Raw genomic sequence first — 3,002 nt, forward strand, 5'->3', positions numbered from 1 at the left:
GGGGAGAGCAGGCAGCTCCAATGAAATTGAAACGAGCGGCAGGAATCTTCAGTTCGCTGGCCATTCTCATGTGGGCCGGTGCGGCGCAGGCGCAGAGTTCGGATGCGGTCGAGCAGCTCGACAAGGGTCTGGTCAACTGGTCCCAGGGCTTTGTCGAGGCCGTTGGTGTGGGCGCTCCCTCGCCGCGGGCACCGACTCCCTCGGCCGCGCGCCTCTTTGCCGAGCGCGCCGCACAGGTCGATGGCTACCGCAACCTGCTGGAGACGGTCAAGGGTGTGCGCGTCGACTCCGAGACCGTGTTCGAAAACTTCATGACGACTTCCGATGTCATCCGCACCCGCGTCGAGGGAATCGTGCGCGGGGCCCGGGTGATCGACAAGCGCTACATGAGCGACGGCGCCGTCGAAGTCACCATGCGGATGCCACTGCAGGGCGACCTGACCGGCGTGATGCTCGAGCAGGTGCGCAGCAAGACGGCCGCTACAGGCAAGCGCGTCTCGAATGACTTCTCCGTTTCCGTGGGAACCTACAACGACGTCCTGCGCGGGATGCAAACCCAGCGCGATGCCGAAGTGCGCCGCAAGCTCGACGCCGAAGCGGAGCTGCGCAAGCTCGAAGAAGAGCGCCGCGCGCTCGAAGCCCAGCGCAAGGCCGAGGCCGAGCGCAAGAAACTCGCTGAGGTCGAAGCCCGGCAGAAATCCGCCGCGGCGGAGGTCGAGCGCGCCGAGGCGGAGCGCGTGCGCCTGGATCAGCTCATCTCGGCCCAGGAAGAGAGCCAGCAGGTTGCCGCCATTGCCGGCGAAAGCGAAAAAGAACCGGTCAAGCCTGAGTCAAAGCTCGAGACCAAACCCGAAGCCAAGCCCGCGGCGGCCGCGCCGGCAGCCGACGCTGCGCTCGTAACGGCGTTCAATCTCAAGAAGGGTGAGACTGTTGATCCCGACGAGACCCATCCGTGGACGGGACTCATTGTGGACGCGCGCGGCCTGGGGCTTCGTCCCTCACTGGTGCCCAAGCTGCTCACCACCGATGGTACCGTGGTCTATGGCGCGCGCAGCGTGGGCTTTGACGACGCGGTCAAAAGCGGCCTGGTGGGCTATGCCCGTGACGTGGAGGCTGCCCGCAAGCACCTGCGCGTGACAGACGATCCCATGATGGTCAAGGGCGCCAAGTCCTACGGGCCCAAGAACTCGGACGTGATCCTCTATGACGGGGACGTGGACGTACTCAACAGCTCAGCAAAGGACGCGGACTTCTTCAGCAAGGCCCGCGTCATGATTGTCTACAACTAGACGCATTCGCAGGGGAGGGGTGATGCAGGATCGCTTGGGGAGCCGGATTGCAACGGCGTTGCTTGTCGCGCTGGTGCTTTGCGCGCCGGCGCGCGCATCGGCAGAGACAGAAGTCCTGACGGGCAAGCACCGCGTTGTCTACGATATTATCGGCCCGCTCGGCGTTGAACGCATCGTCAACTACAAGAACAACGGTTATGAAATTCGCGTGCTCGACGAGCCCGACGACTACTCCAAGCGCGTGCTCGTCGAGATCGATCTCTCGCCGCTGCAATCGACCGCCGGGTTCCCGATCACCGCACTTCCCAAAGATCTGCGCCAGTTCCTCGGCCCGGAGAAGATGATCCAGGTCGGTCATCCCGACATCACCCGCAAGGCGCGCGAAGTGACGGCCGGCGCAAAAACCGTTGCGGAGGCCTACGACCGCATCGCCAACTATCTACGTGACTACATCACCTACGACGCCTCGCAGAGCGTGCAGCAGGATGCGCTGAGCGTGTTGCGTACCGCGCGTGGCTCGTGCGTGGGCTACACGACGCTCTCCATCGCGCTGCTTCGCAGTGTCGGCGTGCCCGCGCGCTACGCCCACGGCTATCTGCCCCCGGGTTACGAGTGGGGCATCACCCAGGAATTCTGGGGGGTGAAAACCTCCGGCGGCGGCTATCATGCATGGATTGAGGTCTACTACCCCGATGCAGGCTGGACCTTCTCCGACGGCGAGTATTCGAAGAACTTCGTCGATCCCTACCACCTCCTTCGCTACATTGACGGCGCCATAGACCACCCGGGTCCCGGCGACGCGACGCTCAGCGTGGATGAAGGCACGACCTACACCCTCGTCGAAGAGGTCAATGATACCATTCCGATCGACGGCTCGCCCATGCCGGAGAAAACCATCCTTGCCCGCCAGCTCGGAAACGAACGCATTGCCGGCGCCATTCGTGGCCGGGTGCGCAATGAGCAGGGCGAGCTCATCAAGAAGGGCGAGTTCATCAAGTGGAACGGCCCACGCGGCGAAGTCCACGAACTCAACCAGGGCGAATACGCGCTGGTGGCACTGCAGCCCGGTAGCTACGTCTACTCGATCCGGGCGGAGGGCTATGCCGAGCAGCGGCTCACCGTGAAAATCGAGGGCAAGGAACTCGTCGAAAAAGACATCGTCCTCCAGCACGGCACCAATATTCAGGGCAAGATCACCAGCGATCTCAGCGCCGCCGAGCGGGACTCGGCTCGCGTGCTGCTCTGGCAGGGGACCTCGGCCAAAGTGTTCCGGCTCGACGAGAGCCAGGGATTTGCGATCGATGGGATCGAGCCCGGCGGCTACAAGCTGACCTTCCGTGTGAAGGGGCGCGAGTTGCTGGACAAGGTCGTGGAGGCCAACGCCGGCCAGACGGTGAAGCTGGAAGTACCGCTCGAGCGGCGCGGCTGGATCGAGGGCAAGGTGCTCGATTCGAGCGGAAATGCGCTGCCCCGGGCCAAGGTCTATATCAAGGATGGCAAGGTCTGGACTGGCACAGCGGCCGATTCGACCGGACGCTTCATTTTCTACGGGGTGGAAGACGGCCAGCACGAGCTGATGTCGCGCCTTCCCGACAAGAGCGAGACCCGCGCCAGCGTGCAGGTAGATGCTCGGGGCGGGGCAAATGTGGATTTGAGGTTCTAGGGGCCTACGGGGCGGCCTCTGCGCGTTGACAGCGCAGCGGCGCAACCCTA

Annotated in this window: 2 protein-coding genes; both read left to right on the top strand. The window is 63.8% G+C overall.

Annotation, left to right across the window (positions count from 1 at the left end; genetic code table 11):
- The first annotated feature begins 20 nt into the window (after window positions 1-20).
- Complete coding sequence (locus KDH09_13980) at window positions 21-1,289, top strand: LPP20 family lipoprotein (GenBank protein MCB0220805.1); 1,269 nt, start codon at window positions 21-23, stop codon at window positions 1,287-1,289.
- A 22-nt stretch (window positions 1,290-1,311) separates the two neighbouring features.
- Complete coding sequence (locus KDH09_13985; GenBank protein MCB0220806.1) at window positions 1,312-2,952, top strand: transglutaminase domain-containing protein; 1,641 nt, start codon at window positions 1,312-1,314, stop codon at window positions 2,950-2,952.
- The last annotated feature ends 50 nt before the right edge of the window (window positions 2,953-3,002 follow it).

The sequence above is a fragment of the Chrysiogenia bacterium genome, from assembly GCA_020434085.1.
Classification (GTDB): domain Bacteria; phylum JAGRBM01; class JAGRBM01; order JAGRBM01; family JAGRBM01; genus JAGRBM01.

Bases quoted from the DNA above. Each gene is read 5' to 3' on its own strand.
- KDH09_13985 (MCB0220806.1), top strand. From the start codon at position 1,312: ATGCAGGATCGCTTGGGGAGCCGGATTGCAACGGCGTTGCTTGTCGCG.
- KDH09_13980 (MCB0220805.1), top strand. From the start codon at position 21: ATGAAATTGAAACGAGCGGCAGGAATCTTCAGTTCGCTGGCCATTCTC.